Consider the following 3,153-nt stretch of genomic DNA (forward strand, 5'->3'; position numbering starts at 1 on the left):
TCCCAAATCGGAAGCCACCCTGATTAACTAAATTCAGATTAATCAGATGCATTTTAGGTAACTCCCGTCCGATTCAGTGCCGACACCCAACGTGAGCCACCATTTGGTGAAAAAAAAGGGACGCCAAAAGCGTCCCCAAATTCTGATGTCGTTTTTTGACAAATTAGCGCGATTGCAGGCGCTGACAAACATCATCCAACTGTTCAAGCGTGCGATATTTAATCTCGATCTTACCGCCACGCTCTTTATGATCAATCGCCACTTTCAGTCCCAACAAGTCGCTGAGCGTTTTTTCAAGTGCCAATGTGTCTGCATCTTTTATAGATTTTGAACTCTGCGCGGCCTTTTCACCATTCTCATTGGCCTGTGCTTGCTTTTGCGCCAAGTTTTCAGCTTCACGAACACTCAACCCACCATCGATTATGCGTTTTGCCAGTTCTTCTGGGTTAGAAGCTGTTATCAACGCACGGGCATGCCCCGCAGATAAAGCACCATCAGAAACATATTGCTGCACGCTCGGTGGCAATTTCATCAAACGCAGGGTATTGGCCACATGGCTTCGGCTCTTGCCAATCACCTGGGCCAAATCAGCCTGCGTATAACCAAACTGCTGCATCAACTGATCGTAACCCTTTGATTCTTCTAGTGAGTTTAGGTCCGCCCGTTGCACGTTCTCGATAATGGCCAACTCGAGCGCTTCTCGATCGTCGACTTCGCGAATGATCACAGGAACTTCATGTAAGCCTGCGCGCTGTGATGCGCGCCAACGGCGCTCACCTGCTACCAACTCATATAGATCAGGGTCAAGCGGACTTGGTCGAACCAAAATCGGCTGCATTACGCCTTTTTCACGAATTGAATTGGTTAGATCTTCAAGATCCTCTGGCGCGAAATGGCGACGGGGGTTGTTTGGGCTCGCAACAATAAACTCGACGGGCAATCGGCGTATGCCATCACCAGAAGTAATTCGCGTCGCTTCAACCGGAGGCACATCACCAATAAGAGCTGCCAACCCACGACCAAGTCTACTGTTTGTGTTTTTATCGTTCATTTTTTTGGTCCTATGCCGCCGTCAATCGACGTTCACGCTTAATCACTTCAGTCGCCAAGTGCAAATAGGCCTGACTTCCCGCACACTTTAGGTCGTATAAAAGAGCCGGCTTTCCATAAGAAGGAGCTTCTGAGAGCCGCACATTCCGTGGGATCACCGTATCATAAACCAAATCCCCAAGGTGCGAACGCACATCGCTAAGAACTTGATTTGAAAGATTATTTCGCTTATCAAACATGGTCATCACCACCCCTTGAATATAGAGGTTGGGGTTCAAACTGGTCTTGATCTGTTCGATCGTACTCAACAATTGGCTCAAGCCCTCAAGTGCAAAAAACTCACACTGCATCGGCACCAAAACCGCATCGGCCGCCGCCAGAGAATTAATCGTAAGTAAGTTAAGAGAAGGCGGACAATCAATCAGAATGTAGGTAATTGGCTTACCATCGAAAATGATGTCACCTGCGCCACTCAAAGCATTGCGCAATCGAAAGGCGCGATCACCACTGTCCGAAATCGCCATTTCAAGACCCAAAAGATCCATAGTCGAAGGCACAACCACCACATTGGGCACATTGGTGGAGACAATGGCGTCTTTTAACTCCACCTCCCCAGTCATCAGATCAAAAGCAGAATATTGGCGCGCCTGACGATCAATACCAAAGCCCGTGCTGGCATTTCCTTGCGGATCTATGTCAACGATCAACACACGTTCGCCAATTGCCGCGAGAGCCGTCGCCAAATTGATGGCTGTCGTTGTTTTACCAACACCACCCTTCTGGTTTGCCAATGTAAGAATACGCGGATGCACCACTATCTCCTCCAACAACAATTCTTAACGCTGTTTGAGACCCGAAATTGCCAAAATGACGGAATCGGGAGCGACAACGCTGCTAAATGTCTCAAGATCATAACGCCATTTCTCTTGAGCTGCTGCAATTTCTTCATCATATCCACGGCCTTTTTGCAAAAGTGCGTGAGTATGTGGGCCAAAATGTGGAAAACAGTAGGAAAATGTGCCCCCCAGATCAGCAAACCCCCGTGCTGTCATCGTGCCCACTTCGATCGCAGGATCAAGCACCAGCGCCTCAACTCGCTGGTTGTGTACCACGCAGTTTAGCACCAATTGGCGCGAAATTTGCCGCAAGAACGAGCATTTGCGCCCATTCGCTTCAATCATGTGCACCTGAAGTGGCGTATTCTTGAAGACGATGGCCAATGGAATTGCTGGCAATCCGCCGCCACTGCCATAATCCAACAAGATGCCGCGTTTTGGATCAATATGCTTTGCAAGCTGCAAGCTGTCTAATATATGTCGCGGCCAAATTTCTGGCAATGTTTCACGTGAAACAAGGTTTTTGATATCCTGCCACCGAACGAGCTCCTGTGCGTATTTCTGAAGATCTGTGAGCACAGGTTTGTAGTCAAGCTCGAGTTCAGCACATAGCTCTAGAAGCAATGCCAGGTCTGATGTTGTTGGAGAAATCATCGATCAACCAACTTGCTTTGGCACTGTTTCACGTGAATCCATTCTTTTAGACGCGGCGAGTATCAACATGATGGCCGCCGGTGTCATGCCCTCTATACGTTGGGCCTGCGCAATGCTCGTTGGATTATGTAAATCCAATTTTTGGCACATCTCATTGGAAAGGCCATCAATCGATTTATAGTCTAAACCTTTGGGAATGGATCGATTCTCGTCTCGGCGAACCGCTTCCACATCGGCTTGTTGGCGATCCAAATAGACGGCATATTGAGCGTCAACAGCAACTTGCTCCAAAATGGCTAAGGGGAATTCTTCAAGTTCGGGCCAAATCTTACGAAGTGTTGTTATGTCCACGTCGGGGTGAGACAACAAGTTAAACCCCGTGCGACGCACACCATCCGCATTCACTTTTATCCCGTGTTTTATCGCTTCCGTCGGCGTCAGTGACAATCGGTCAAGCATCGCACGCGCCCCGTTCAGCGCGTTCATTCGCCCAACGAAATGTGTTTTACGTTCAGCACCGACCAAGCCTTGGTCGATGCCGATTTGGGTCAGCCGCTGATCCGCGTTGTCAGATCGCAAATGCAATCTAAATTCCGCGCGACTGGTGAACATA

3 protein-coding genes and 1 pseudogene are annotated in these 3,153 nt (G+C 48.7%); all 4 read right to left on the reverse strand.

The annotated features are described in order from the left end of the window. Window positions 1–163 precede the first annotated feature (163 nt). Window positions 164–1,051 carry a ParB/RepB/Spo0J family partition protein gene (locus Q0231_RS07850; RefSeq protein ID WP_269393402.1) on the reverse strand — a complete coding sequence of 296 codons (888 nt, stop codon included), beginning with the start codon at window positions 1,049–1,051 and terminating at the stop codon, window positions 164–166. Window positions 1,052–1,061: 10 nt separating this feature from the next. Then, window positions 1,062–1,862: a ParA family protein gene (locus Q0231_RS07855; RefSeq protein WP_269393401.1), complete on the reverse strand. Its 801-nt coding sequence runs from the start codon at window positions 1,860–1,862 to the stop codon at window positions 1,062–1,064. Between the two features lie 24 nt (window positions 1,863–1,886). After that, complete coding sequence (rsmG, locus tag Q0231_RS07860) at window positions 1,887–2,540, reverse strand: 16S rRNA (guanine(527)-N(7))-methyltransferase RsmG (RefSeq protein ID WP_299346932.1); 654 nt, start codon at window positions 2,538–2,540, stop codon at window positions 1,887–1,889. 3 nt (window positions 2,541–2,543) lie between these two features. After that, a pseudogene (locus Q0231_RS07865) lies at window positions 2,544–3,153 on the reverse strand (tRNA uridine-5-carboxymethylaminomethyl(34) synthesis enzyme MnmG); the annotation flags it as partial.

Source organism: uncultured Maritalea sp., from assembly GCF_937139385.1.
In the GTDB taxonomy this organism is placed as follows: domain Bacteria; phylum Pseudomonadota; class Alphaproteobacteria; order Rhizobiales; family Devosiaceae; genus Maritalea; species Maritalea porphyrae_A.